Here is a 25678-nt window from a genome sequence, read left to right on the forward strand (position 1 = left end):
TTACTCCGCCCAGGCTTTCCAATCGGCTTCGTGAGCCGCGATCCAGGCAGCGGCGACGTCTTCCGGCGTCTTGCCATCGAGATCGATCTCGCCGCTCATCTTGTTGAGCTCGTCGGTGTCGACCGTGTAGGCCTTCGCCACCTTGTAGGCGACCGGCCATTTGTCCTTCATGCCGGCCCAGGAATATTTCCAGATCTCGCCATGCGGCTTGCCGCAGTCATATTTGGCGTCGGGGTTGGTGCCCCATTTCGGATCGCTGTAGCACTCCGGCGTGTATTCGGGGAATTCGACCCATTCGCCCTTGTACTTGGCTGGCGCCCAGTGCGGCGAATAGACCCACAGCATGATGGGCGCCTTGCGCTGATAGGCTGAATCGAGTTCCGCGAACATCGCCGCGTCGGTGCCGGCATGGATGACGGTGAAGGGCAGTTTCAGCGCCTCGACGCGTTCGTCGTCAAAGCCTTCCCAGGTTACCGGGCCACCGAGATAACGACCCTTCGGCGCCGTTTCGGCCGTCGAGAAGGCCTCGGCGCATTTGGGGTCCTTCAGCGCTTCCCAGTTGGGCAGGCCGGGGCATTTCTCCTTCATGTATTCGGGAAACCACCATTCTTCCTTGGCCTTGGGTCCGAGCTTGCCGAGGCGTTCGGTCTGCCCGGTCGCATCGGAGGCCTTCATGGCTTCGCCGGCGGTCGTGTCCCAGAACTCCATGCCGACATCGAGGTCGCCATTGGTGAGGCCGGTGGTCAGGCTGGAGAGATAATCGGCGGTCGGGTACTCGACCGTGTAGCCGAGCTTTTCAAGGATGCCGCCGAGGATCTTGGCGTTCAGGTTGACGCTGGTCCAGTCGAACAGCGCGATCTTGATCGGGTCGTTGGATTCTGGCGCGGCCGCTTGCGCCACCGGCGTCAGTGCGCTTGCGGCGGCAAGTGCGAGGGCTCCCATTGATACCCTGGAAATAATGCTCCGAAGTGACATGCTTGTTCTCCTGTCAAGCTCTGGTGAAGATTCGTTCCCGTCTCGCGTCTTTTTCTGATTGTGTTGGAAAAACTGGTCGCTGCGCAAGGCCTTGGCGCCACAATGCTATCGCCACCGATGCCGGCGCGGAAGGGTGATGCCAAATCTGATGAGGATGTCGTGCGGGAACGGGCCGCGTCATGGCATCAGGTGGAGTACTGCGCAAGCAGTCGTCCGCGGATGGATCGTTGGTCGTGCGGTGCTCCGAAACCTGCGAGCCATCAAGATCCCATGATCTCAGGCCTGGCGAACCCCGAGATCCGCCGAAGCCGTTTCATGGGATGAAATTATATATACCAACATTCATATTGCGCAACGCATAAAGCTATTTCTGCGTGCAATTCGAACGGGATGGGATGTCCTCACTGGTGGCTCAGAAATAACCGTCCGACGCGGCCGTGGATTCCTTGGGAATTTCGACGCCGTCGACCAGGATCTTGTCGACCAGCTCGTGATGAAAGCACACCAGCCCCTTGATGCGCTCGGCCTCGTGCACCGGCTCGGGATAGTACCAGACGAGGTTCTCGTGGCGCTTCTTGGCCGTCGTCACGTGGTAATAGTTGGAGATGCCCTTGTAGGGGCAGCGCGAAATGTAGCGGCTGGGCGCGAACATATCGAGCCTGGTGTCAGAGATCGGCAAATAGTGACGCACCGGATGCCCGGTCTCGAACAGGAACACGCCGCGGCGGGAATCCGCCACCTGCTCGCCGTCGAGGATCACCTGCACGCGCCGTGACGAGGGCAGGCAGTCGACGCGGCGGAACGGGTCGCGGGCATGGACGAAGATTTCCTCGTCCTCCTCGAACCAGTGGCCCATCTTGCTCCAGTAGAAGGACATGTAGTCGGCTATCGGCGGGCAGCCCTTCACTGGGTCGAGATAGCGCCAGGCGCCGTCCTCGACCAGCGTGATGCCGGTGTTCAGCGAGTAGTGCGTGGCGACGCCCTTGAACGGGTCCTCCGTCGTCGTCCTGCTTGGCAGCAGGAACTCCTCGCGCACGTCGCCGACCGGAAAATAATAGACCGGCAGATGATCGGATTCGTAGAAGACTAGCGCCTTGGTCGTGTCGGCGATGGTCATCGAGCCGACCTGCACGCGCAGCCGCTTGGGGCAGGGCATGGTAAAGGCGACGTAGCCCGGTTCGAACTCATACTGCACGATGGTGTCGAGCAAGGGGAAATGCGGCCCGCGGCCGCGCAGATGGGACTTGCGAATGGTAGTCTCCCGTTTCTTTTCTTTTGCGATCGGGCGTTGGTGCGCGGTCATGATCAGCCTATGGACACGCGGTCGAGCAGCAGCCCGGCGGCGATCGGCGGCAGCCCGCTGACATTCTTGCGCACCGGCACCAGAAGGTCGGGGAAATAGCTGAAGATCACCGGCGTCTCGTCGAGCAGCAGTTTCTGGATGTCCGAGGCAGCGCTCTGTTGCGCACCGATATCGAGCGCCTTCAGATAGCTGGTGACCATGCCGTCATAGGTCGAATTCTTGAAGTGCGCCGCGTTCCACGGCCCGTCGCTGACCAGCGGGCTTTTCAGGAACACGTTCGGCACGCTGCGATGCGCGTAATCGGTGATGCCCAGTGGGCTGTCCAGCCAGTCCGATTGGCCGAACACCGCCTTCCCGTAATATTTGTCCTGGTCCTCGATGTTGAGCGAAATGCGGGCGCCGATCTCCTTGGCGAAGTTCTGGAACAATTGCGCATAGCCCGGGATGTCGGAATAGCGCAGCGTCGTCAGCGTCATGTCGAAGCCGCTGCCAAGTCCCGCCGCTTCGAGAAGCTGCTTTGCCTTGGCAATGTCCTGCGTGCGCTGCGGCACCGATTTGTCGGTCGCCGGGAAGGCCGGCGCGAACGGGCTGTCATTGCCGGTTGCCGCCATGCCGCGGCAGAGGCCATCGACCAGTTTGCTGCGGTCGATGCACAAGGCGAGCGCCTGGCGCACGCGCTTGTCGGTGAAGGGCGCCATGTCGCAACGCATGTGCAGTTGGCGATGCGCGGTCGAGGCGACGCGCAGGACGGTGATATCGGGGCTGTTCAGCACGACCTGGCTGACATCGAGCGGGACGGCATCGAGAAGGTCGACCTCGCCGGCCTGCAGTGCCAGGATGCGCGGCTGGACGTCGCCATAGAACTTGAATTCGAGGCGGTCTGGCAGCGCCTTCTCGCCCCAGTAATCGGGATTGCGGATAAAGGTCGCGCCGACCTTCGGCGTGTAGCTCTCCAGCCGGAACGGACCGGTGCCCTCGAAGGTCTTTTCGTAGTCGCCCTTGTAGCTCGCCGGCAAGATGACTGCGTTGTAATTGTCGATCGACACCGAATAGGGAAAGCTGCCGTTCGGCGCGTCGAGATGGAAGGCGACGGTATGGTCGTCGACCTTCCGGGTGCCGCCTTTCGACAGCAGTCCCTTGAACACCGAGAGCGCGTTGGACGAGCCGCTCGGGTCGGCCAGCCGGTCGAACGTCGCCACGACGTCGTCCGCCTTGAACTCCTCGCCATTGTGGAACTTGACGCCCTTGCGCAGCTTGAAGGTCCAGACACTGCCGTCCTCGTTCGGCGACCAGCTTTCGGCCAGCACCGGCTTCAATGTGAGGTCCGGCTGGGTGACGCAGAGAAACTCGGCGGTCTGGAAAACCAGCTGATAGCTGCCGCTGTCGTAATAGGTGACGGGATCGATGGCGCCGCCGGGCGTCGCGATCCCGGCGCGCACGGTGCCGCCCGGCTTGCCTTCAGCGTGCGCCTGCGGCGCGCCAAGGCCGACTGCCGAGGCGATGCCGCCGAGGAATGGCAGCGACAGGCCGAGCATGCTGCCGTGCCTGAGGAAATCGCGCCGACCGATCCTGCCGGCCAGCAACTCATCGATAGCGGAATTTTCGATTGCTGTGAGGTTTCGGCGGGCGGTATCGATCATTCTGAAATGCTTTGGCATGGCGGCATTCCTTGCTTATCGTGGGGCTCCGCCATCTAGTTCACTGTTGACCGCACCCGCAAAGCGATATTTTTTGATGGGGGTCATCGAAATTTTCGATGCAAGGGCTCGAACATGGACACCGAAAATCTGCGCAGCTTCCTCGAGGTTGCCGCCCATGGCAGCTTCACCGTCGCGGCCAACAGGCTCAACCTTGCCCAGTCCACGGTCAGCGCCCGGATCAGGGGTCTGGAAGAGCAATTGGGACGCCGGCTTTTCGTTCGCGACCGCGATGGCGTAGCACTTACCCCGGCAGGCCGGCAGTTCCTGCCGCACGCCTCCTCGATCACCCGAACCTGGGAGCAGTCGAGGCAGGACATCGCGGTTCCCGACGGCTATGAGACGCTGCTCAGGCTCACCGCTCCGGCCTATCTGTGGGACCACATCACGTCGCCCTGGATCGCCTGGATGCGCGAAAGGCGGCCGAACGTTGCGCTCAGGCTCGAGGGCAGTTTCCCCGACCTGGCGATCGACCAGATGGCCGAGGGCCTGCTCGACATCTGCATCCTCTATCTGCCGAGGCCGCATCCCGGCATTATCTACGAAACACTGGCGGTCGATCAGGTCGTCCTCGTCCAGCATGCCGAGCAGGTGGGGTCATGGACCGAGAATTACATTCTCATGGACTGGGGGCTGGAATTCCGCATCGAGCACGACCGGGCCTTTGCGGCGATGGTGACGCCGGCAATATCGGCCGGGCTGGTTTTCATCGGGCTTCAGCATGTGCTGTCGCAAAAGGCCGCCGCCTATCTGCCGCTCAGCGCGGTCAGCGGCCACATCGAGCGTGGCGAGTTGCGACGCATCGAGGCCGCGCCGGTCTTCCAGCGCCCGATCTATCTGGCCTATCCCTCGAACCCAACCTCGTCGGACATTCTCGATGTTGCCCTGGAAGGATTGCGGACGCTGGCAAAGGATTGGTCGGCAGGCGAGGGTTTTGCAGAAGGCGATCGTGCCTTCAGCATGGCGGACGCGCTGCCGGGCGCCTAGCCGTCATCAGGCTGGTTCCGGCTGGACGATCTTGTTCTGCAGTCTTTCCAGTTCGGCGTAGGGGATATGGCAGCGGATGGCATGTCCGGGTTCTGCCTCGCCGAGCGGCGGCTCCTGCGTCTCGCAGATCGGGCCGATCTTGCGCGGGCAGCGTGTGTGGAAGACGCAGCCGGATGGCGGATTGGAGGCGCTGGGGATTTCGCCGTCGAGGCGAATGCGTACGGTCTCGGTCTGGTCGAGCTTGGGCACGGCCGACAGCAGCGCTTCGGTATAGGGGTGATGCGGCCCGGCAAAGACATCTTCCGAGGGTCCGAGCTCCATGATGCGGCCGAGATAGAGCACGGCGATCTGGTCGGAGAGATAGCGCACCACGGCCAGATCGTGCGAGATGAAGATGTAGCTGACATCTTCCTTCGACTGCAGGTCGGCAAGCAGATTGAGGATAGCCGCCTGCACCGAGACATCGAGTGCCGAGGTCGGCTCGTCGCACACGACGATGCGCGGATCGCCGGCGAAGGCGCGGGCGATGGCGACGCGCTGCTTCAGCCCGCCCGAGAGCTGACGCGGCTTGAGAGCGAGGTGGCGCTCGGTCAGCCGCACCGAGCGGACGAGATCGTCGAGGCGTGCCTGCAGTGCGGCACCGCTCAAGCCCGCCAGCCGCTTCAGCGCGCGGCCAATGATATGCCGGATCGAATGCGAGCGGTTAAGTGCGGAGTCCGGGTTCTGGAAGACGATCTGCATGGCCTTGACCTGGTCGTCGCTGCGGCTTTCCAGCCGCGGCGCCAGTTGCTTGCCTTCGAGCTCGATCATGCCGCCTTCGTCCGGCGGGACCAGGCCAAGCAGCAGCCTGGCGAAGGTGGTCTTGCCGCTGCCGGATTCGCCGACCAGGCCAAGCGTCTCGCCGGGCCGCAGGCTGACCGAGACATCCTTGACCGCCCGCAGGGGGTGGCCATGGCTGGCATAGGTCTTGTTGAGGCCCTCGACGCGTAGCACCGCTGGCGCTACCACCTGTCGTGCCGGAGCGGCTATATTGCTCGGCGTGGCACGTGGCAGCGATTGCGCCTGTTCGTGATAGTGGCAGCGCGACAGCCGGCTCTCAAGGGCGCCGTCCAGCTCGTAGAGTGGCGGCGGCTCGGTGCGGCAGCGCTCGGTGGCGAGCGCGCAGCGGTCGGCGAAGGCGCAGCCTTTGATGTCGACGCCGATGCCGGGCAAAAAGCCCGGTATGGTGTCGAGCCGGCCCTGGTCCTTGCGCTGGCCGCCGCGCGGCAGGCAGCGCAGCAGCGCCACCGTGTAGGGATGGCGCGGATCGTTGAACACGTCTTGCGTCGAGCCTTCCTCGACCAGCATGCCGGCATAGAGCACGCCGACCCGGTCGCACATCTTCGAGACGACGGCGAGATTGTGGCTGATGAACAGGATCGAGGCCGACAATTCGTGGCGCAACTGCCCGATCAGGTCGAGCACTTCGGCCTCTACCGTGGCGTCGAGGCCGGTCGTCGGCTCGTCGAGGATCAGCATCGAGGGATCGTTGGCCAGCGCCATGGCGATCGCGACGCGCTGCTGCATGCCGCCGGAAAGCTGGTGCGGATAGCGCTGCATGACGCTCGCCGGATCGGAGATGCGCACGCGGTTGAGCATGGCGATCGCGCGATCCTCGGCTGCCTGTCCCGAGACGTTGGCAAGCTCAAAGATCTCGGTCAGCTGGCGGCCGATGCGGATCGACGGGTTCAACGCCTTGCCGGGATCCTGATAGACCATCGATACGCTTTCCGCACGCGCCCGCCGCAAGGCTTCGGCGTCGAGCTTCATCACATCCTGGCCGTCGAGTGCAATCGCGCCGCCGGTGATGGAGCCATTGCGCGGAAGATAGCGCACCACCGACAGCGCCACGGTGGATTTGCCGCAGCCGGATTCGCCGACCAGCCCATAGGCCTCGCCCTGGCCGATGGTGAGATTGAGATTGCGCAGCACCGCCCGGTTGCGGCCGCCGACACGGTAGGCGACCGAGAGATCGCGGAGTTCGAGCGCGTTGGCGGCCTTCCCAGTCATTGCCTTGGCGGGTTCAGTCATTGAACGCTCCATGGACGCCGTCCGCCGCCAGATTGACGCCGATCACCAGCGAGGCGATGGCCAGCGCATCGAACAGCACCGTCCACCAGAAGCCGCCACCGATCATGCCGTAATTGCTGGAGATCGAGAGCCCCCAGTCGGGTGACGGCGGCTGGATGCCAAAGCCCATGAAGGAGAGCGTGGCGACGGCGAAGATGGCATAGCCAAGCCGCACCGTCGTCTCGACGAGGATCGGCGGGATGACGTTGGGCAGGATCTCGACGAACATCGTATGCAGGGCGCTTTCGTGCCTGAGCTGGGCGGCAGCGACATAATCGAGCTCGCGTTCGGCAAGCACGGCCGAGCGCACCGTGCGCGCGATGATCGGCGCGAAGCTCAGGCCGATGACGACGATGACCGTCGTCTTGGAGGTGCCGAGCGCGACGATGGCGAGCAGCGCCACAATGACGACTGGTATCGCCATGAAGGCTTCGAGGATGCGGCTGATGACATCGTCAACGATGCCGCGGAAATAGCCGGTGAACAGGCCGAGCGCCGTGCCGGCTATGGTGGCGAGCAAGGTCGCCAGCGGTGCGACGGTGAGGATGTCGCGCGAGCCGACGATGACGCGCGAGAAGACATCGCGGCCGATCTGGTCGGTGCCGAACCAGTGTTCGGCCGAGGGCGGCGCCAGCGCGTTGATGATGTCGTCGGCCAGCGGATCGTAGGGTGCGAAATGTTCGCCAAACAGCGCGCAGGCAACCCAGAACACAACGATGGCGAGGCCGGTGAGGAAGGTGCCGGACCTCAGCAGCGAGAAAAAGACTTCCGCCAGCGGCCCGCGCCGGTTGGCATCGTTCGGCGCCGGAGCCGGAATGCCGGCGGAACTGTCGGTGGCGCTCATTGGTCTGTCCCCAGCCTTATGCGTGGATTGAGCACCGAGTAAAGAAAATCGGCGGCAAGGGTCGCCACCGCATAGACGATGCCGATGGTCAGGATGCCGGCCTCCAGCACCGGAAAATCCTTGCCGCGCGCGGCAGTGAAGATCAGCGAGCCGATGCCCTGGTAGCGAAACAGCGTCTCGATGACGACGAGGCCGCCGATGAGATAGCCGGTCTGGGTGGCGATGACGGTGATCGTCGGCAGCAGCGCATTGCGCAGCACATGGCGCCAGATCACCGTGCGCCATGGCAGGCCCTTGAGCACGGCGGTCCGGGTATAGTCGGAATCCAGCGCCTCGATCATGCCGGAGCGCGCCATGCGGGCGATGTAGCCGAACAGCACCAGAAACAGCGGCAGCGACGGCAGGATCAGGTAATAGAGCTGGGTGAAGAAGCCGGCATCTCTTGGCCATGCGGCCGAGATCGGCAGCCAGCGCAGCCAGACGCCGAAGATGAGGATCAGGATGATGCCGGTGACGAACTCCGGCAGCACCGTCACCGACAACCCACCAAGGCTGATGATGCGGTCGAGCGGCCGGTTGAGGTTGAGTGCGGCAATGACGCCGCCGAGGATGCCGATCGGCACCACCAGCACGAAGGCGACCGCCGCCAGCTTCATCGAATTGCCCAGCGCATCGATGACGAACGGCGCCACAGGCGAGCGGAAGATATAGGACGTGCCCATGTCGCCCTGGATGAAGTTGGAGATCCAACTCCAGTACTGGGTCAGCAGCGGGCGATCGACGCCAAGCGAGTGATTGAGCGCGTCGACCGCGCGCTGGTCGGCGAACGGACCCAATATCGCCCGCCCGACATTGCCCGGCAGCACCTGGCCGCCCAGAAACACCATGATGCTAAGCAGGAACAGCGTGACGAGCGATAGAGCCATACGCCGGACGAGGAAGGAGAGAATGGCGAATACTCCCGTTGGAGCCGGCTCTCCGTGGACAGCCGGCTATTAGAGGATTGTTCTTCTCTCCCGATCAGGCCTTCGCGGCCTTTTCCAGGAATAGCTGCGACATGGCGGTCGGCTGCACGCCGGTCAGGCCCTTCGTGGTCGCCGTCAGATAGTCGTAGAAATAGCCGAAAATAACAGGCGTTTCCTCGAGCAGCAGCTTCTGGATCTTGCCGGCGTCAGCCTTTTGCGCTTCGAGATCGAGGGCCGCGATGTAGCTGGTCGCCAGCGTGTCGTAGTCCTTGTTCTTGAAGTGCGCCGCATTCCAGGTGCCGTCACTCTTCAGCGGTGCGGCAAGGAAGACATTCGGCACGCCGCGATGACCGTAGTCGGTGATGCCCATCATTGAATCCAGCCAGTTCGACTTGCCGAACACCGCATCGCCGTAATAGGCGCTTTGATCGAGGATGTTGAGCTCCAGTTCGATACCGATCTCCTTGACCGCGTTCTGGATGAGCTGGGCATATTCGGGGATTTCCAGATAGCGCTCGGTGGTCAGCGTCACCTTGAAACCCTTGCCGGCGCCGGCGGCTTCCATCAACTGCTTGGCCTGCGCGATATCCTGCTGGCGTTGCGGTACCGTCGGATCGGTCGAGGGGTAGGCGGCGGCGAACGGGCTGTCATTGCCAGCCACGGCGCGGCCCTTCATCAGGCCGGCGACCAGCTTATTACGGTCGAGGCTGAGCGCAATGGCGCGGCGTACGCGCGCATCCTTGAACGGCTCGGCGTCGCACTGGAGATGCAACTGCTGGTGCGCGACCGATTTCAAGCTGATGATGTCGATGTTCGGATCGCTGAGCAACGCGACGCCGGCCAACACCGGAAGCTGGTTGATGATATCGACCTGGCCGCCCTGCAGCGCCAGGATCATTGGCTGCATGTCGGCGAAGAAGGTGAACTCGGTGCGCTCCGGCAGCGCCTTCTCGCCCCAGTAATCGTCGTTGCGGACAAACGACGCGCCGACCTTCGGCGTGTACTTTTCCAGCTTGAACGGCCCGGTGCCGTCGAAGCTCTTCTCGTAGTCGCCCTTGTAGCTCGCCGGGATGATGACGGCGTTGTAATTGTCCGACGACAGCATGTAAGGGAAATTGCCGTTCGGCGCGTCGAGGTGGAATTCGACGGTGTAGTCGTCGACCTTCTTGGTGGCGCCCTTCTGCAGGATGCCGTTGAACACCGACAGCGCGTTGGACGAATTGGCCGGATCGGCGAGCCGGTCAATGCTGGCCACCACGTCCTCCGCCTTCATCTCGCCGCCGCTGTGGAATTTGACGCCCTTGCGCAGCGTGAAGGTCCACACCGTGCCGGTGTCGTTCGGCTTCCAGCTTTCGGCCAGGGCAGGCTTGAGCACCAAATCCGGGCCGTCGATGCAGAGGAATTCGGCAACCTGCTGCAGGATCACTAGGCCGCCGGCGTCGGCGATGGTGACGGGATCGATGGCTGCGGCGGGCACGCTGCTCGCCACGCGTATGGTGGCGCCAGGCGCGCCCTGGGCGCGCGCGAGGGTCGGCATGGCGCCCAGGCCGGCGGCAGCACTGATGCCGCCCAGAAGCGGCAGCGACAGGCCGAGCAGGCTGCCATGGCGAATGAAGTCGCGGCGGCTGACCCTGCCGTCGACCAGGCCGTCGATGAGGTGGTTTTCAAGCGGCGAACGACTGCGCCGGATCAGATCGAGAATGCGATAGTTCTTGCTCATGGGTTCTACCCTTTCCCCTGTGTTCTCTGGATTGACGAATTCCTGGATGTTCTCCGTATCCCGGCCGTCAACGAGGTCTGTCGAGACTGTAGCATGCGGTCTTGGCTGGTCCATCCCGTCCTTGCGGCGGAGGAGCCGGTTTTTCTTAAGGCACTGTTTCCACCTGTTCATTCCCATTCGTGGCAGCGGCTTTTCCTGTTTTAGCTGTCTCCTGTCGGTTCGTGTGATCACTCCTAGTTCAACGGCCCTAGTTCAACGGCAGGCGCCGGTAGGTCCCAGGCTTTGCCGGGTCATGATATTTGTTGCACGGCCCGTTCTCGGTGAAGTCGCGATGGCAGGCGGCGAGGTTTTCACGCGACAGGGTGACGCCAAGGCCATGGCCTTCGGGCACCCGCACGACATTATTCCTCGGCGAAAACGGCCCTTCCTCGATGACATCCATCGGCAGCATACGAAACAGCGACTGGTTAGGCTCCCTGATCCAGCCAAGTGCGGCGCACAGATGCAGATAGGCGGCGCTGCCGACGCCGCTGTCGCCGCTGTAGCACCAGAAATCGATGCCTGCGTGCTCGCAGGCGCCGACGAAGCGCAGCATGCGGCCGATCCCGCCATGCACCGTCGGATTGCCGACGAAAGCATCCGGCACTTTGATCTCCATGGCGCGCGCAATGTCGATATTGTGGGTGGAGAACGGGATTGAACAGTGGCGGCGCAGTTCGCGCATCTCCTCGATGGTCGCCACCGGGTCTTCCCAGTTGCGCACGCCGAGCTCTTCCAATGGCCGCGCCAGCCGCCTGGCCGTCGCCAGCGAATAGGCCTGGTTGGAATCGATCCGTATCATCGCCTCGTCACCGAGTTTTTGGCGGATCAGTTCCACCATCTTCAGCGAGAGCTTCGTATCCCCGGTCGAAAACTTGCCTTCGAAGAAGGTCGTGCCATGCGTCTCATGCAGTTGGACGCAATAATCGGCGACTTGTTCCGGTGTCTTCTCGCCCTTCACCTCAGGTCCATCGCCGCGCAGCGAGAAATAGTCGGTAAAGGGAATGTCCTTGCGCACAGCGCCGCCGAGCAACTGGTAGAGCGGCTGCCGCCACGCCTTGCCGCGCAGGTCCCACAGCGCCATTTCGATGGCGCCGAAGGCCATGATCCGGCTGCGGTCGTTGATTGACTGTACGCCGGTCCAATAGGGCAGGCAGACCTCTTCGGCGCCGGCGATGTCGAAAGCGTCGCGGCCGATCAATCGAGCCGCAAGATTGTCATTGATGATCGCCGCGGCGGCCGGCGTCGGCGCTTCGCCAAGGCCGATCAGCCCGTCCTCGGTCTCGACTTCGACGATGGTTTGCGAAAACCCGTCGAGTTCGCCGAACACCCAGGCGTAGGGCGCCTCCAGACGGAGGTTTATCGGTGTGGCCTGGATACGGCGAATCTTCATCTCAACTGCCGACCGCGAAGAAGGGTCTGCCAAGCAGGTCGGGAACGACATCGATGCCGAGGCCCGGCCCATCCGGGATGCCCATGCGGCTGCCAGTGACCGGCGGCATGTTCGATGCGGTGCGCACCGTCACCCATTCGTGGAAGGCAATGGCATGCAGCCGGCGCTCCTGCGGCGTCGACAGCGACAGATGCGCCATGGCTGCTGTGTCGATCTCGGCGCCGCCGGTGTCCTCGACGGTGATCATGAAGCCGAGGTCGACGGCGATGTCGCGGATCTGGCGTGTCTTCGTCACGCCGCCCAGCCGCGAGATCTTCAGCGTCAGGCCGTCGGCCGCGCCCTTGCGGTGGATCTCGAGCATGTCGTCCAGCGAGGCGACGGATTCGTCGAGCACCATCGGTTTGTCCAGCGAGCGGCGCACCGACATGTTCTCGTCGATCGTCGTGCAAGGCTGCTCGAATGTGTAGTCGATGGCGCGTGTTGCATCCGCGAACTGGCGCGCCTGATAGGGCGTCCAGCCGGCATTGGCGTCGCAGAAGATGACGGTGCCCTTCGGCACCGAAGCCGCGACGGCGCTGACGCGCTCGATATCGTCATGGACATTGCCGCCGACCTTGACCTGCAGCCGGTGGAACCCGTCCTTGACGATACGCCTGGCGAGTGCCGCCATTTCATCGACCGTGCCATGGGTGACCACCTTGTAGAGTTCGGCCGTCTCGCTCTCTTGGCCCCCAAGCAGCGTGACCAGCGGCACATCGGCGGCACGCGCCGCCAGATCCCAGCAGGCCATGTCCAGCGCCGACTTGATGTAGGGATGGCCCTTGAACACCGTGTCCATCAGCCGGCCAATGCTGGCCAAGCCACGCGGCTCTTGACCCAGCAGGTGCGGCGCGATTTCGACGACCCCGGCGCGAACACCCGCCGCGAACGCTGGCGAGTAGAAATTGCCGAGCGGCGCCATCTCGCCCCAGCCGGTGAGTCCGCTGTCGGACGTGATGGCGACGATCACCGCGTCGAAAGCGTCGGCAACGCGCCCCTTTGACATGCGGTAGGGCCCGTCCACGAAGGGCTGCACGACATGATAGGCCTTGATGGTTTTGATCTGCACGTTGCGGTCCGTTGTCAGCAAGAGTTCGGGATGGTCAAACGCCTTTCGACGAACGCTTTTCGAGGCTGCGCGCGTAGGCGAGAAGCTCTTCGAAATCGAGGTCGATATGCTCGCGCGCATGGCGCTGGGCGGCGCGCATGTCGCTGCCCTTGAGCAGCCGTACATAGGTCTCGTGCACGTCTTCCGATGGCACCGGCTCGTTGCGTGCCCGCTGATGCAGGGCAAAATACATCTGCAGCCGGCTGGTCAGCCGCTGCCAGGTCTCCAGCAGCACCGAATTGTCGGCCCATTCGTAGATGAGGCCGTGCAATTGCAATGCGGTTTCGATCTGGCGGGTGGTGTCGAGGTCGCGTGTCGCCTGCTTCACCGCCTCGTGGCGCCGGTCGAGATCGTCAAAGAAGCGCTGGTCGCGGAGCTTCCAGGTCAGTTCGATGGCGAATTCGTCGAGCACCTTGTTGAGCGAATAGGCATCGTCGATATCCTTGGCGGTGACGTCGATGACGAAGGTTCCCGCATAGGGAATGCTGGTCAATATGCCTTCCTGCACCAGCTCGCGCATCGCCTCGCGCAGCGGCGCGCGGCTGACCCGCATCTGTTCGGCGATCCTGAGTTCGTTGAGCTTCTGCCCCGGTTCGAGCTGGCCGGTCAGGATCGCACGCCGCAGCAGCGCCACGATCTCGGCCCTGCGTGTCGTATCCGCGATCGGACTGAAATCCAGCTTGCCCATTCGGCCACTCCAGAGGAACCGAAGCCAGACAAGCAGATTGTCGACAATCTAACAAGAGGTTGTTTTCTGGATTGCACACTCATTCAGGCGTTTGACAGTCAGGCGCGCCTCAGGCTGCCCGACCATAGAAGCCGACGCGCTCTTCGTCGCTGAACATCACCCCCGGCTTCTCGTAGTAGGAAAACACCGCGATCATGCGTTCGCGCTTACCTTCGACGGTGGTGACGCGATGCGCGGTGTTCTTGCCGCGGAAGACGTTCAGCGTGCCGGCCTTCATGCGCAGGATCTTCGCCTCGGGATCGCGTCCTTCGAGCAGCCTGGCCACGCCGTCGTAATTCGGATTGTCGTCGGAGCGCAGATCGGTGCGGTATTCGAGGTCGCCGCCGCGCTCGGCGGCCTGCAGCAGAAGTGTCGTGGTGAACTCCGAGCGGTCGAAGTGCCAGTTCAGCGCTTCGCCGGCGCGATAGGCCATGACATTGGTGCGGGCGAGGGGATCCTGCATGACGTGCAGACGCGGCTTGCCCATTGCCGCCGCCAGGAAGCGCAGCAGCGGCTCGTACTCGTAAATGGCAAGCACGGTGCTGTCCGGGATCTGGTCGGCGCAGACCGTGTGGCTGATCGTCTCGACCTTGCGCAGCGCCGGATGGTCGGGCGCCAGCTCCGGAATCTCAGGCTTGAAGTAGATGTTGTGCATGCGCTTGTGCACATGCGATCGTGTATCCATCACCGGCCGGATTTCAGAGGCGGCCCGCTCGGCAATGCCCGGGCGCAGGAAGCCCTCGAGGTTGAACATGCCGTCGGTTGCCAGAGCGGCGGCGGAGGCCTCCACCAGCCGCTGCCATTCGGGGCTGCCCTCGCGGTCGAGCGGATAGCGGTCCAGGTCGAGAATGTCTTTCATCATCGCGTCCTCGTGAAATCCTGCGCCGACTAGACAGCAAGGAAATCTTTCTCTCAACGCGCAAAATTGTTAGGGTTGCATAAGGAAAACTATGGGACGAGGGGCGAGCATGGAAAAACTCCCGCCGCTGAATGCGGTGCGGGCCTTCGAGGTCGCGGCGCGCGCCGGCAGCTTCACGCTGGCCGCCACGGAGCTCGGCGTGTCGTCGGCGGCGGTCAGCCAGCAGATCCGCAATCTGGAGAACTGGTTCGGCAAGCAGCTGTTCGTGCGCACCGGCAACCGCATCGCGCTGACCGATGCCGGCCATGCGATCTACCCGCAGACCGCGCGCGCTTTGGGTGACATCGCGGCCATTGGCCGGCGCATGCTGGAAGGAGGCTTGAGGACGCGTCTTGTCGTCAGCGTGCCGTTTTCGCTGGCCGAACTGTGGCTGGCACCGCGGCTGGCCGTGCTGCTCGATGCCTTTCCGCAAATGGCGATCGACGTCCGCGTCGAGGACGATCCTGTCGATGTCGTGCGCCAGAACATCGACCTGCGCGTCAGTTATGGCGACTATCACTATCCGGCACTCAGGATGGTCCGCCTTGTCCATGATGATGTGCTGCCGATCGCGGCGCCTGATTTCTGGCAGCGTCACAACAGCGGCGCCTCCGGCCTGGCCGAAGTGCATGAAAGTCTTTTCATCCACACCAATTGGGGCCCGAACTATGCCTCGCACCCAAGCTGGGCGGACTGGTTCGCGGCGTCAGGAGGAAGCCGAGCGCCCGATCCCTCGCACGGGCGTCGCGTCGGCCTGTCAAGCCTGGCGATATCAGCGGCGAGGCTGGGTCTCGGCATTGCGCTTGGCCAGCGGGTCATGGCCCGTGCCGATCTGGAAGCCGGGCGGCTGGTCGCACTTTCGTCCGTTTCGGTCCGCCTCGGCCAGCCCTATTGCGCCTTCATGGCTCCCGCCAAGGCCGAGCGCGCCGACGTTGCCGGTCTGGTCGAACTGCTCAGCAAAACGGCGCCCACGACGTGGGGGTCGAGGGCGCCACAGGACCGGGTCTGATGGGGGTTATCAGGTGGCCGGTTTCTGTTGTGGCAGCGGCGAAACCGGCATTCCCGGTCCGATCTTCTGCAGATTGCCGGTGATTACCTGGTCGCCTTCGGCAACGCCGCTCAGGATGGCCACCTGATCGCCATTGACCGGTCCGAGCGAGACGATGCGCTGGTCGACAGTGTTGCCCTTGCCGAGCACGTAGAGGTATTTGCCGAGCTGGCTCGAGCCCAGCGCGACCTGCGGCACCATCAGCGCATCGGGCTGCTGCTTGATATGCAGCCTCACACGCACATATTGGCCAGGCAGCAGAGTGAACTTCGCATTGCCGATCGTCGCCCTTGCCGTGATGGTGCCGGTCGAATGATCGATCGTATTGTCGATGAAGGTGAGTTGGCCCTTCTGGCGCGGCTCCGTGTCGCCGGGAAGCAGGACATCGACATCGACCGGTCCGGCGGCCCGGGCTTCCTCGAGCTGCGCCAGATCGGTTTCGCTCGGATTGAAGGTGACGTAGATCGGATCGAGCTGCACCAGCGTGTTGAGCACGGTGCCGGCGACGCTGACCAGCGTGCCGACCGAGGCCTGGTTGCGGCCGATGCGCCCGGCGAATGGGGCACGGATTTCAGTATAGCCAAGATTGAGCTCGGCGGTCCGCACGGCGGCCTGGTTCACCGCCAGCGAGGCCTGGGCTTCGCGCAAGGTGCTGGTGCGCTGGTCGAAACTGTCCTTGGCGAGGTAACCGCTCTTGGCGAGTTCGGTGCCGCGGCCGAGATTGGAGCGTGCATAGTCCACCGTTGCCGTGTCGCGCTGGACCTGGGCCTTCGCCTGGTCAAGCGCCGCCTCGAAATCCTGCGGCGCGATCTTGTAGAGAAGATCGCCTTTGCTGACGTCGCTGCCGTCATCCGCGGCCTGCTCCTCGAGATAGCCCGGCACGCGTGCCTGCAGCGTGATGCTGCGGATGGACTCCACCCGGGCCGCATAGTCGAGATAGATCGGGATCGTCTTCTTGACCACGCTCACCACCGGCACCGGCATGACGAAGGCCGCCGGAGCAGGCGTCGCGGACGCTGTGCCGGCATTGAGGCTGAGATTGCCCATGTCGAGCAGGTGAACGCTCGCCATCGAGATCGCTCCCAGCGCGACAGCCGCTCCCAACGCGATTTTCCATTTACGCATGATTGATGTCTCCAATCCTATTCGGCCGCTTCCGCCAAGCGCACGGGCGTTGGTTCGGCAGTCGGTTCAACATTGTCTTGTTCATGTTCGGCGGCGGGTCCGCTCTGCCCACGGCGCTCGCGCAGTTGCTCGATCACCGCATAGAAGACCGGCACGAACACCAGCGACAGGATCGTCGCCGCGACCATGCCGCCAAAGACGGTGGTGCCGATCGACTGACGGCTCGCCGCACCAGCACCTGTCGAGAACATCAGCGGCAGCACGCCAAGGATGAACGCGAAGGCGGTCATCAGGATCGGCCGCAGCCTGAGCCGCGCCGCTTCCATTGCGGCGTCGACGATGCTCAGGCCTTCCTCACGTCGGCGACGCGCAAACTCGACGATCAGAATGGCGTTCTTCGCCGCCAGGCCGATCAGCATGACGAAGCCTATCTGCGAATAGACGTCGATCTGCATGCCACGCACCAACAAGGCGACAAATGCACCGAACAGGGCAAGCGGCACCGCGAGCAGGACCATGAAGGGCATGGCCCAGCTCTCATACTGGGCGGCCAGGATCAGGAAGACGAAGATCATGGCGAGACCGAAAACAATCGAGGCGATCGAGCCGGCCTTGAGCTCCTGATAGGTGATGCCAGTCCATTCGTAGCCGAAATCCCTCGGCAGGGCCGTGGCGGCGGCGCGTTCCATGGCTGCCACTGCCTGGCCGGACGAAAAGCCGGGTGCCGCACCGCCATTGATCAGGGCCGACGCATTGTTGTTGTAATGCGGCACGGTTTCCGGACCGACGATCGGCACCAGCTTGCCAAGCGTGCTCAACGGCACCATGCCGCCGGCGGCGTTGCGCACATAGAGCCGCGAAATATCGGCGGCACCGGCGCGCGCATCCTTGTCAGCCTGAATCGTCACGCGAAACGTGCGGCCGAACAGATTGAAATCGTTAACATAGAGCGAGCCGAGATAAATCTGCAGCGTGTTGAACACGTCAGGCAGGCTCAAGCCCAGCAGCTTCGCCTTGTTGCGGTCCAGGTCGTAGTTGAACTGCGGCGTCGAGGTCGAGAACGACGAGAACAATTGCTGCGGATTGAGCTCGGGCTGCTTGCGCGCCTCGGCGAGCACGGCTTGCGTAGCGTCGTTGAGGGCGGCGCTGCCGCGGCCGGTCAGATCCTCGACCTGGAATTCGAAACCGCCGGTCGTGCCGATGCCCGGGATCGAAGGCGGGTCGAAGCTCAGCGCGAAGGCTTCCGGAATCTGCATCAGCTTGCCGCGCACGTCGGCGACGAGCTTCGAAGCGCTCTGGTCAGGGCCGCGTTCTTCCCATGGCTTCAGGATGGCGAATTCCACCGCCGAGTTCGATTGGGCGGCACTGGTCAGGAAGTTCAAGCCGCTGATCGAGCCGACGATATCGACGCCGGGCGTGCTCTGCAGGATGTCGCGTGCCTTGCGGGCTACAGCGTCAGTGCGTTCCAGCGACGCTCCGTCGGGCAATTGGATGACGACGAAGAAATAGCCCTGATCCTCGACCGGAAGGAAGGTCGAGGGCAGCTTCTGCCAGACGAAATAGGTCGCGACAAGTCCGGCCGCAAACACCCCGAGCATGATCCAGCGCAGGCGGATGAGGATGCCCACGCCATGGGCATAGGCGTGCGACAGCCATTCGAACCCCGCATTGAACCAGCGGAACGGCGCGAATTGCGTTTCCCCGCGGTGACGCAGGAAGGCGGCGCTGAGCGCCGGGGTTAGCGTCAGCGAGACAAAGGCGGAGATGCCGAAGGAGATCGCCACCGTCAGGGCAAACTGGTTGTAGAGACGGCCGGAGACGCCGGGGATGAAGGCGACCGGCACGAACACCGCCATCAGCACGGCGGTCGTGGCAATGATCGGGCCTGTGACCTCGGCCATCGCCGCGCGCGTGGCGGCCAGCGGTTTGAGACCCGCCTCGAGCTGTCGTTCGACATTCTCGACCACGACGATGGCGTCGTCGACGACGAGGCCGATCGCCAGCACCATGCCGAGCAGGCTGAGCATGTTGAGCGAGAAGCCGAACATGTACATGACGACCAGCGTCGCCACCAGCGACACGGGAATGGCGATCGTCGGGATGATCGTGGTGCGCCAGCTCTGCAGGAAGATGAACACCACGGCGACAACCAGCACCAGCGCCTCGCCGAGCGTGACCAGCACGTCATGCATTGAAGCCGAGACGAAGCGGGTCGTGTCGTAATGCATGGCGTAGCTGACACCCTTCGGGAAACGGCCCGACAGTTCCTGCATCTTGTCCTTGACGCGCTGCTGCAAATCGAGCGCGTTCGAACCCGGCATCTGGTAGACCGCGAGCACCACGGTCGGATCCTTGCCGAAGAAGGCCGACGACGAATATTGCAGGGCGCCGAGTTCGATGCGCGCAACATCGCGCAGTCGCACGAGCGAGCCGCTTGCGGCGTCTGCACGCACGACGATGTCGCCGAATTCCTTGGGATCGCTCAATCTGCCGACTGCGTTGACCTGCATTTCGAAGGCCGTGCCGGCCGGCGCCGGCGACTGCCCGATCTTGCCGGCCGCCACCTGGACGTTCTGTTCGGCGATGGCGTTCTGCACATCGACGGCGGTGATGCCGAGATTGGCGAGCTTGTCGGGGTCGAGCCATACACGCATCGAATAGCGCCGCTCGCCGAAGATCTGCACGTCGCCGACGCCGGGCAGCCGCTTCAGCGGATCGACCACCTGCAGGTAGGCGAGGTTGCTGAGCGCCACCGGATCGACGGAGCTGTCGGGCGAGGTGAGGTTGACGATCAGCACGAAATTCGGGTTCTGCTTCTTGATCGTCACGCCACCCTGGTTGACGATCGCCGGCAGCGAGGATGCCGCCTGCGACACCCGGTTCTGGACATCGACGGCGGCGGTGCTGAGCGAATAGCCGACCTCGAAGGTGATGGTGATCGTCGAGGAGCCGTCATTGGAGCTCGACGACGACATGTAGGTCATGCCCTGCACGCCATTGATCTGCTGTTCGAGCGGCGTCGTGACGGTGTCGGCGACGACTTGCGCGCTGGCGCCGGGATATTGGGCGCTGACCACGACCTGAGGCGGGGTGATGTCGGGAAACTGCGAGACCGGCAGCAGGAAATAACAGATCGTCCCGGCGAGCACCATGATGATGGCGATCGCCGATGCAAAGATCGGACGGTGGATAAAATAGTTCACCATGAAACGCACGCCTCGTTAAATGCTTTTGCTTCACCAAATGCCTTGGCGATCCTGGACAACTGTCGGCCATGCCCGGATCCCGCATCTCCCGGAAAATGGGAGGGCGGCGCCTTGCGGCCCGGATGCTGCTCGTCCGCCAGCGACCGCAGCATCCTCTCGAATGCGCGCGGGTCGACGCGGTCCGCCTTCATCACCAGCCGGATCATCGGATCCCGGATGGCTTCGTCGATGGTCAAATCCTTGCGCTGCGACATCGAAGCGGCTCCTTGCTGGCGATTCGCATCGAATGATCGCGAATCGTTTTGTCGTTCTCACCGGCCGAAGCCGCATGACGGTCAGTTTCCTTGCCCCGGTTCCGTCCCGGCTGTGCCCAACGGCGATGCCAATTGTTGACGGGGTGCAAGATAGGTGTTACCAGTAAGTAACATTCATGACGTTACAGACCGGTAACACCCTAGTCAAGAGGTGTGCTGAATTTTTAGGGAGCCCCCACTCTTAGGGAGCCAAGGAGACTGAGATGGCAGACGGCATTTCGGAACGCGTTCGCCCCCGGGATCGAATCCTGGAGACGGCTCAGGACATGTTCCACAAGCATGGCATCAAGGGCGTCGGCGTCGACGCCATCACCGAAGCCGCCGGCACCAACAAGATGACGCTGTATCGTCACTTCGAATCCAAGGACGATCTGATCATCGAGTGCCTGCGTGCCACCGCATGCAAGGCCGGTGCGATGTGGGACGCATTCGAGGCTGAGTACCCTGGCGACAAGCTCGCGCAACTGCATGCCTGGGTTCGCAAGGCCGCCCAGATGCTCAGCTCCGACAGCCGCGGCTGCGACATGGCCAATGCCGCCATCGAGTTGAGTGAGACCGATCATCCGGCAAGGCGCGTAATCAAGGAACTCAAGGAAGCCCAGCGCGAACGCCTGGTGAATTTGTGCCGGGAGGCCGGCGTCGGCCAGGCCGAGCTGCTTGCCGACACGCTATCGCTACTGCTTGAGGGCGCCCGTGTCAGCCTGCAAAGCGTCGGCGCCGAAGGCCCCAGCGCGCAATTCGTGCGCATGGCCGAAGGCCTGATCGCGTCGTTCAAGGCGCGATAGGGTTCTGCGTTCGCCCCCTGGTTCTTGGCGCAGACTACATCTCCCGGGACGAAAATAAAAAAAGCCCGCTGCCGGGAGGAGGTGGCAGCGGGCTTGATTTCGAACGCGGTGCGGGAGGAGGTGCACCGAATTCTAGGCCGGCATCGCATCTGGGAGGAGTAGATGGCCGACAGCTATGAACTTACGGACTGCCTAACGATTCGGCAACTGCGAAAGATGCATAGCAGATGTGCATATTTGCGGTAGCGCCTGTGCTCCGAAGCCGAAAAGGCTTCATAGCACCGGGACGTTTTCCCTAAAGATCAGCCGCGGCTCGATGAATTTTCGGGTCAGATAAGGCGCCGAGGACGCAATCGAGCCGAGCAGGCCAATGACCGACTGCTCGGCGATCAGCCGCGCATTCTGGTCGATGACGACATCGAGCAAATCGTCGACGAGATAGCCGCGTGTTGCCCGCGTCAAATCATGGCAGATGAACACCGGCTTCTTCTGCGGCCTGGCTTCCAGCAAGGCCTTAGCCACGCCCGAGCGGCCGGCGCCGACGCAATAGATGCCGAGCAGCTCCGGCTCGTTGTGCAGTGCCTGCATCGTCGCGGTGTAGCTGATATCGGGCTCGTCATTGATCTCGACGGCGCTGGTGACGGTCAGGTTGGGGAATTCCTCGCTCAGCACCGAGCGAAAGCCCATTTCGCGCTCCTCGTGCCCGCGATAGGAGCGTGAGCCGACGACTATTGCCAGATGACCCGGGCGTCCAGCGAGGAAGCGTCCCATCAACAAGGCAGCAGTGCGGCCCGCAACGCGGTTGTCGATGCCGACATAGGCCGATCGGGGCGCGCCTGGCACGTCGGACACCAGCGTGACAAGGCGGATGCCGGCCTCGACGATCGCGCGCAGGATGTTGCGCGTTCGCGGGTGGTCGATGGCGATGACGCCGACGCCGTTCGCCCTGAGCGAGAGGTTTTCGATCGCCGCCTGCAATGCTCCGGGCGAGATGCCGGCGAGGTTGTGGATCCGGCATGAGGCGACCAGCGGCAGGCGCGCCGCATAGTCTTCGATGTGCCTCGCCAGATCCATCATGAAGGCGTTGGAGCCGATCGGCAGGAAGAATTCGAGATGCGCCGGCCGCGACGGCAGCGCCACCTGGTCGACGACCGGCAGGTAGCCGAGCTGCTTGGCCGCTTCCATCACGCGCTGCCGGTTGGCCGCACTTGCGCCCGGCCGGTTGTTCAGTACCCGGTCGACCGTCGCGGTCGACAGCCCGCAGCTCCTGGCGATATCCGAAACGGTGGCTTTCATGGTCCCAGTCATAGGAGCGGATGCGATCCCGTGCCAGACATGCGGCTAGCCGGCTCTCTCTAAGCTGATCAGGCTCCCGAATGCTTGCCTTCGGCGATGGCGTCGCGAATCTCCTTGTCGGACATGCCGGTGATGACCCGCTCGACTTCGGCAACGCTGGTCTTCTTCGGGTCGATGTCATCGGCAACCACCTTGCCCCGGCGCATGACGACGATGCGGTCGACCACCTGGAAGACGTGGTGGATGTTGTGGGCGATGAAGATGCAGGAATGGCCCGAATCGCGGGCGCTGCGCACGAAACTCAGCACGCCTTGCGTCTCGGCGACGCCGAGATTGTTGGTCGGCTCGTCGAGGATGATGAGGTCGCTGTCGAAATGCATGGCCCGCGCGATCGCCACCGCCTGCCGTTCGCCGCCGGAGAGCGAGCCGATCGGCGTCGTCGGCGGGATGTTCTTGGAGATGCCGACCTGTTTCAAGAGGTCGCGGGCGACCAGATTCATCGCCTCCTGATCCATCCGGTTGAGGAAGCGCGGTGGCTTGATCGGCTCGCGCCCGAGGAACAGATTGCGCGCGATCGACAATTGCGTGACCAGCGCCGAGTCCTGGTAGATCGTCTCGATGCCATGGGCGATGGCGTCGCTGGTGCTGCGGAAGTTGACCTTCTTGCCGCGGATGAAGATGTCGCCGCTGGTCAGCGGAACCGCACCCGACAGCACCTTGATCAGCGTCGACTTGCCGGCGCCATTGTCGCCGAGCAGCCCGACGATCTCCCTTTCATTGACCTGGAAATTGGCGTCCACCAGCGCTTGCACGCGCCCGTAGGACTTGCGGATGTTTTCCATGCGGACAAGCGGTTCGGCCATGGTTCACGTCCCTGCCTGATGCCGGCGTTCCAGCCATGAGTGGAGCGCCATCATGCCGAGGATGATGGCGCCGATGAAGATGTTGTAGGCAAGGCCGGGCACGCCGATCAGCACGATGCCGTTGCGCATGACGCGCAGGATCAGGATGCCGAGCACGGTTCCGATGATGGTGCCGCGCCCGCCGGTCAGCGCGGTGCCGCCGATCACCACCATGGCGATGACTTCGAGCTCGTAGCCGGTGCCGCTGTTGGGATTGGCCGCCGAGGTGCGCAGCGAGGAGATGACGCCGGCAAGCGAGGCCATCATCGACGACAGGATGAACAGGCCGATCTTGACACCGCTGACATTGACGCCGCGCGCCCTGGCCGCGCTGGGGTTGCCGCCCGCCGCCTGGATCCAGTTGCCGGTCCGGCTCTGCGTCAGCACATAGCCGAGCGCGATTGCCGCGGCGATGAACCAGAACAGCGACATGTAGATGCGGAACGGCCCGATGAAGAAATCGCCGACCAGCGCTTCCGCGAGCCAGCTGCCTTCGGCGCTCCAGGTCCGCTGCGGGAAGCCGTCGGTGACGAACAGGGCGGTGCCGCGCACGACAAGCAGCATGCCCAGCGTCACCAGGAAGGATGGGATCTTGAGCTGCGTGACGAACCAGCCATTGACCAGCCCGATGAAGGCCGCAGCCACCAGCGCGATGAGAAAGCCCATTTCCAGCGAGGTGACGCCGCTGTTGAACAGGGTCCACATCAACACCGGCGAGAAGCCGAATACCGATCCGACGGAGAGGTCGAATTCGCCAGACGTCATCAGCAGCGTCATCGCCAGCGCGATCAGGCCGAGCTCGACCGTGAAGGCCAGCGTGTTGGAGATGTTCTGCGGCGACAGGAAGCTCGGGTTGATGCTCCAGAAGACGGCGATCTCGACGACCAGCAGCACCAGAGGACCGAATTCGGGCCGCGCGATCAGGCGTTGGATGAGGGAATGATTTTCCACCTTGGACCCGCGAAATGAGTGGAATTGGCTGAGGGCTTGCGCCGCATCCGGCAGCCTCGGCGAAAGGAAAGGATAGTCGCGACCGCAGGTGCGATCGCGACTGTCCTATTGCGGATTACTTGCCGGCCAGGATCTTGTCGTAAACCTCGGCGGTGTCCTTCTCGTAGAGCGCGCCGGTGATCACGTCGAAGCCTGGCGGAATGCCGCTGGCGGCCATGTTGGCCAGCGAGAGCGCCACATAGCTGGTCGCCTGCGGATCCTGCCACTGCGCAGCATTGACATAGCCGTTCAGCACTTCCTGGGTGGTGTCGAGCGAGTTGCCCCAACCGACGACCGGGATTTCGCCCGGCTTGACGCCGACCTGGTCGAACACCCGCTTGATCGAGCCGGTGACCAGATCGCCGAGGCCGATGATCGCCTTGACCTTGGCTTTGTTGGCGGTGAGGTAGTCGACCATGCGGTTGATCACTTCGGCCTGGTCGAGCGTCGCTTCAGTGATTTCATAGGTGATGCCGAGCGGCTCGAAGACGCTCTTGATGCCTTCCTCTTCCTGAACGCCATAGGTGGCGCCGGGAATCTCGACCGGCATCCAGACGAAATCGCCCTTCTTCACCAGACCCTTGTCGACCAGATACTGCGCCCAATGCTTGCCGAAGGTGACGTTGTCGCCGCCGACATAGGCGTTGAAATCCGCCTTCGGGTCGGGCGTGTTGAAGTTGATGATCGGGATGTTCGCCGCGCGAGCTTCCTTGACGATCTCGACAAGGCTGCCCGGATCGGGGCTGGTGGTGACGATGCCGTCGGCCTTGGCCGATATCGCCGCGCGGACGGCCTCCTGTTGGGACGCCACGTCGCCATTGTGGAACGAGGTGTTGACGGTATTGCCAGTATCCGTCGCCCATTGCTTGGCGCCGGCGAGGAAATAGGTCCAGACCGGGTCGGCAGGACCGCCATGCGAGACCCAGTAGAAGGTCTTGGCCTGTGCCGCCGCCGGAATGGCCAGCGCCATGATCAAGCCGAATACAAGCAGTCGTAGTCTTGTCAGCATTTGATTTCCTCCCATTGAAAGTGACCTCCACATCGGCCGATCCGGGCAAAGCCCTGACCGTGCCTCCTGTCATCGCCGATCCGGACGTCGCAACAGCATTCCCTTTTCCGGTCGATGGCAAGCCTCCATCCACCAAAGGATGTTGGCGCAAGGCATGGCGCCATCAGCATTCCCATCAGATTGCATCAGTTCGGCTGAT

General features: G+C 63.1%; 21 protein-coding genes. 3 read left to right on the top strand and 18 right to left on the bottom strand.

All coding sequences use genetic code 11. From position 1 onward, the window contains the following. The 3 genes from AC0L2H_RS14000 to AC0L2H_RS14010 form a co-directional block, all read right to left on the bottom strand. Complete coding sequence (locus AC0L2H_RS14000; protein WP_473590772.1) at positions 1-975, bottom strand: ABC transporter substrate-binding protein; 975 nt, start codon at positions 973-975, stop codon at positions 1-3. A gap of 412 nt (positions 976-1387) precedes the next feature. Beyond that, positions 1388-2278 (bottom strand): DUF427 domain-containing protein, encoded by an 891-nt coding sequence (locus AC0L2H_RS14005; RefSeq protein ID WP_473590773.1) that lies wholly within the window; start codon positions 2276-2278, stop codon positions 1388-1390. Positions 2279-2280: 2 nt separating this feature from the next. Next, a complete protein-coding gene (locus AC0L2H_RS14010) occupies positions 2281-3936 on the bottom strand; it encodes an ABC transporter substrate-binding protein (RefSeq protein WP_473590774.1) in 1656 nt (551 codons plus the stop codon). A gap of 114 nt (positions 3937-4050) precedes the next feature. Here AC0L2H_RS14010 and AC0L2H_RS14015 point away from each other — a divergent pair, with 114 nt between their 5' ends. Next, positions 4051-4962: a LysR family transcriptional regulator gene (locus AC0L2H_RS14015; protein ID WP_473590775.1), complete on the top strand. Its 912-nt coding sequence runs from the start codon at positions 4051-4053 to the stop codon at positions 4960-4962. 6 nt (positions 4963-4968) lie between these two features. Here AC0L2H_RS14015 and AC0L2H_RS14020 read toward each other — a convergent pair whose 3' ends face one another. From AC0L2H_RS14020 to AC0L2H_RS14055, 8 genes are all read right to left on the bottom strand, one after another. Further along, complete coding sequence (locus AC0L2H_RS14020; protein ID WP_473590776.1) at positions 4969-7032, bottom strand: dipeptide ABC transporter ATP-binding protein; 2064 nt, start codon at positions 7030-7032, stop codon at positions 4969-4971. Continuing rightward, the gene (locus AC0L2H_RS14025; RefSeq protein WP_473590777.1) at positions 7025-7915 is read right to left on the bottom strand and encodes an ABC transporter permease; all 891 of its coding nucleotides are present in this window, start codon (positions 7913-7915) and stop codon (positions 7025-7027) included. The genes AC0L2H_RS14020 and AC0L2H_RS14025 overlap by 8 nt, the downstream gene beginning before the upstream one ends. Continuing rightward, complete coding sequence (locus AC0L2H_RS14030; RefSeq protein ID WP_097571604.1) at positions 7912-8865, bottom strand: ABC transporter permease; 954 nt, start codon at positions 8863-8865, stop codon at positions 7912-7914. The genes AC0L2H_RS14025 and AC0L2H_RS14030 overlap by 4 nt, the downstream gene beginning before the upstream one ends. A gap of 70 nt (positions 8866-8935) precedes the next feature. Continuing rightward, positions 8936-10600 carry an ABC transporter substrate-binding protein gene (locus tag AC0L2H_RS14035; RefSeq protein ID WP_473590778.1) on the bottom strand — a complete coding sequence of 555 codons (1665 nt, stop codon included), beginning with the start codon at positions 10598-10600 and terminating at the stop codon, positions 8936-8938. Between the two features lie 247 nt (positions 10601-10847). Then, positions 10848-12032 carry a mandelate racemase/muconate lactonizing enzyme family protein gene (locus AC0L2H_RS14040; RefSeq protein WP_473590779.1) on the bottom strand — a complete coding sequence of 395 codons (1185 nt, stop codon included), beginning with the start codon at positions 12030-12032 and terminating at the stop codon, positions 10848-10850. 1 nt (position 12033) lies between these two features. Further along, positions 12034-13140, bottom strand: coding sequence for a mandelate racemase/muconate lactonizing enzyme family protein (locus AC0L2H_RS14045; RefSeq protein ID WP_473590780.1), 1107 nt, complete (start codon positions 13138-13140; stop codon positions 12034-12036). A 34-nt stretch (positions 13141-13174) separates the two neighbouring features. After that, positions 13175-13867 (bottom strand): GntR family transcriptional regulator, encoded by a 693-nt coding sequence (locus AC0L2H_RS14050; RefSeq protein WP_473590781.1) that lies wholly within the window; start codon positions 13865-13867, stop codon positions 13175-13177. 109 nt (positions 13868-13976) lie between these two features. After that, on the bottom strand, positions 13977-14768 hold the full coding sequence (locus AC0L2H_RS14055) for a HalD/BesD family halogenase (RefSeq protein WP_473590782.1): 792 nt from the start codon (positions 14766-14768) through the stop codon (positions 13977-13979). Between the two features lie 106 nt (positions 14769-14874). Between AC0L2H_RS14055 and AC0L2H_RS14060 the strand changes: the two genes are divergently transcribed. Next, positions 14875-15813 (top strand): LysR substrate-binding domain-containing protein, encoded by a 939-nt coding sequence (locus AC0L2H_RS14060; protein WP_473590783.1) that lies wholly within the window; start codon positions 14875-14877, stop codon positions 15811-15813. 9 nt (positions 15814-15822) lie between these two features. Here the strand turns inward: AC0L2H_RS14060 and AC0L2H_RS14065 are convergent, their stop codons facing one another. The 3 genes from AC0L2H_RS14065 to AC0L2H_RS14075 are packed head-to-tail and all read right to left on the bottom strand — an operon-like array spanning position 15823 to position 20437. Further along, positions 15823-16977, bottom strand: a complete 1155-nt coding sequence (locus AC0L2H_RS14065; RefSeq protein ID WP_473590784.1) for an efflux RND transporter periplasmic adaptor subunit — start codon at positions 16975-16977, stop codon at positions 15823-15825. Positions 16978-16994: 17 nt separating this feature from the next. Then, the gene (locus tag AC0L2H_RS14070) at positions 16995-20183 is read right to left on the bottom strand and encodes an efflux RND transporter permease subunit (RefSeq protein WP_473590785.1); all 3189 of its coding nucleotides are present in this window, start codon (positions 20181-20183) and stop codon (positions 16995-16997) included. Continuing rightward, entirely contained in the window at positions 20177-20437 is a 261-nt protein-coding gene (locus AC0L2H_RS14075) for a hypothetical protein (RefSeq protein ID WP_473590786.1), read from the bottom strand. The genes AC0L2H_RS14070 and AC0L2H_RS14075 overlap by 7 nt, the downstream gene beginning before the upstream one ends. A gap of 263 nt (positions 20438-20700) precedes the next feature. Between AC0L2H_RS14075 and AC0L2H_RS14080 the strand changes: the two genes are divergently transcribed. After that, positions 20701-21282: a TetR/AcrR family transcriptional regulator gene (locus AC0L2H_RS14080; RefSeq protein ID WP_473590787.1), complete on the top strand. Its 582-nt coding sequence runs from the start codon at positions 20701-20703 to the stop codon at positions 21280-21282. Positions 21283-21555: 273 nt separating this feature from the next. Here the strand turns inward: AC0L2H_RS14080 and AC0L2H_RS14085 are convergent, their stop codons facing one another. From AC0L2H_RS14085 to AC0L2H_RS14100, 4 genes are all read right to left on the bottom strand, one after another. Next, positions 21556-22578 (bottom strand): LacI family DNA-binding transcriptional regulator, encoded by a 1023-nt coding sequence (locus AC0L2H_RS14085; RefSeq protein WP_473590788.1) that lies wholly within the window; start codon positions 22576-22578, stop codon positions 21556-21558. Positions 22579-22646: 68 nt separating this feature from the next. After that, positions 22647-23441, bottom strand: coding sequence for an ATP-binding cassette domain-containing protein (locus AC0L2H_RS14090; RefSeq protein WP_473590789.1), 795 nt, complete (start codon positions 23439-23441; stop codon positions 22647-22649). A 3-nt stretch (positions 23442-23444) separates the two neighbouring features. After that, positions 23445-24431: an ABC transporter permease gene (locus AC0L2H_RS14095; protein WP_473590790.1), complete on the bottom strand. Its 987-nt coding sequence runs from the start codon at positions 24429-24431 to the stop codon at positions 23445-23447. Between the two features lie 115 nt (positions 24432-24546). Further along, entirely contained in the window at positions 24547-25479 is a 933-nt protein-coding gene (locus tag AC0L2H_RS14100; RefSeq protein ID WP_473590791.1) for a sugar ABC transporter substrate-binding protein, read from the bottom strand. Positions 25480-25678 lie beyond the last annotated feature (199 nt).

Source organism: Mesorhizobium sp. WSM4871, from assembly GCF_055811295.1.

Bases quoted from the DNA above. Each gene is read 5' to 3' on its own strand.
- AC0L2H_RS14000 (WP_473590772.1), bottom strand. From the start codon at position 975: ATGTCACTTCGGAGCATTATTTCCAGGGTATCAATGGGAGCCCTCGCA.
- AC0L2H_RS14005 (WP_473590773.1), bottom strand. From the start codon at position 2,278: ATGACCGCGCACCAACGCCCGATCGCAAAAGAAAAGAAACGGGAGACT.
- AC0L2H_RS14010 (WP_473590774.1), bottom strand. From the start codon at position 3,936: ATGCCAAAGCATTTCAGAATGATCGATACCGCCCGCCGAAACCTCACA.
- AC0L2H_RS14015 (WP_473590775.1), top strand. From the start codon at position 4,051: ATGGACACCGAAAATCTGCGCAGCTTCCTCGAGGTTGCCGCCCATGGC.
- AC0L2H_RS14020 (WP_473590776.1), bottom strand. From the start codon at position 7,032: ATGACTGAACCCGCCAAGGCAATGACTGGGAAGGCCGCCAACGCGCTC.
- AC0L2H_RS14025 (WP_473590777.1), bottom strand. From the start codon at position 7,915: ATGAGCGCCACCGACAGTTCCGCCGGCATTCCGGCTCCGGCGCCGAAC.
- AC0L2H_RS14035 (WP_473590778.1), bottom strand. From the start codon at position 10,600: ATGAGCAAGAACTATCGCATTCTCGATCTGATCCGGCGCAGTCGTTCG.
- AC0L2H_RS14040 (WP_473590779.1), bottom strand. From the start codon at position 12,032: ATGAAGATTCGCCGTATCCAGGCCACACCGATAAACCTCCGTCTGGAG.
- AC0L2H_RS14050 (WP_473590781.1), bottom strand. From the start codon at position 13,867: ATGGGCAAGCTGGATTTCAGTCCGATCGCGGATACGACACGCAGGGCC.
- AC0L2H_RS14055 (WP_473590782.1), bottom strand. From the start codon at position 14,768: ATGATGAAAGACATTCTCGACCTGGACCGCTATCCGCTCGACCGCGAG.
- AC0L2H_RS14060 (WP_473590783.1), top strand. From the start codon at position 14,875: ATGGAAAAACTCCCGCCGCTGAATGCGGTGCGGGCCTTCGAGGTCGCG.
- AC0L2H_RS14065 (WP_473590784.1), bottom strand. From the start codon at position 16,977: ATGCGTAAATGGAAAATCGCGTTGGGAGCGGCTGTCGCGCTGGGAGCG.
- AC0L2H_RS14070 (WP_473590785.1), bottom strand. From the start codon at position 20,183: ATGGTGAACTATTTTATCCACCGTCCGATCTTTGCATCGGCGATCGCC.
- AC0L2H_RS14075 (WP_473590786.1), bottom strand. From the start codon at position 20,437: ATGTCGCAGCGCAAGGATTTGACCATCGACGAAGCCATCCGGGATCCG.
- AC0L2H_RS14080 (WP_473590787.1), top strand. From the start codon at position 20,701: ATGGCAGACGGCATTTCGGAACGCGTTCGCCCCCGGGATCGAATCCTG.
- AC0L2H_RS14085 (WP_473590788.1), bottom strand. From the start codon at position 22,578: ATGAAAGCCACCGTTTCGGATATCGCCAGGAGCTGCGGGCTGTCGACC.
- AC0L2H_RS14090 (WP_473590789.1), bottom strand. From the start codon at position 23,441: ATGGCCGAACCGCTTGTCCGCATGGAAAACATCCGCAAGTCCTACGGG.
- AC0L2H_RS14100 (WP_473590791.1), bottom strand. From the start codon at position 25,479: ATGCTGACAAGACTACGACTGCTTGTATTCGGCTTGATCATGGCGCTG.